The organism is uncultured Algibacter sp. (assembly GCF_947490405.1).
Classification (GTDB): Bacteria; Bacteroidota; Bacteroidia; order Flavobacteriales; family Flavobacteriaceae; genus Algibacter_B.
In genome coordinates this window covers 1-401 of the sequence record NZ_CANLGU010000020.1, presented here as the reverse complement: position 1 = coordinate 401, position 401 = coordinate 1, and the positions used below count along the sequence as shown (strand labels likewise).

General features: G+C 43.1%; 1 protein-coding gene. It reads right to left on the bottom strand.

The window, feature by feature from the left end; all coding sequences use genetic code 11:
- Positions 1–401, bottom strand: a 401-nt coding sequence (locus tag Q0772_RS16230) for a hypothetical protein (protein ID WP_298347015.1), incomplete at both ends; no start/stop codon positions are given.

Here is a 401-nt window from a genome sequence, read left to right as displayed (position 1 = left end):
GTTACATCTGCTGATACAAAATCACATGGATCATTCGGATTCGTTGGTGCTTCTCCATCTGGTGGTGTTAATTCATCACCATTGGTTACACCATCACCATCACAATCGGCTGCTAAATATGCTGCGCCTAAGGCTAAGGTTACATCTGCTGATACAAAATCACATGGATCATTCGGATTCGTTGGTGCTTCTCCATCTGGTGGTGTTAATTCATCACCATTGGTTACACCATCACCATCACAATCAGCTGCTAAATATGCTGCCCCTAAGGCTAAAGTTACATCTGCTGATACAAAATCACATGGATCATTCGGATTCGTTGGTGCTTCTCCATCTGGTGGTGTTAATTCATCACCATTGGTTACACCATCACCATCACAATCAGCTGCTAAATATGCTGC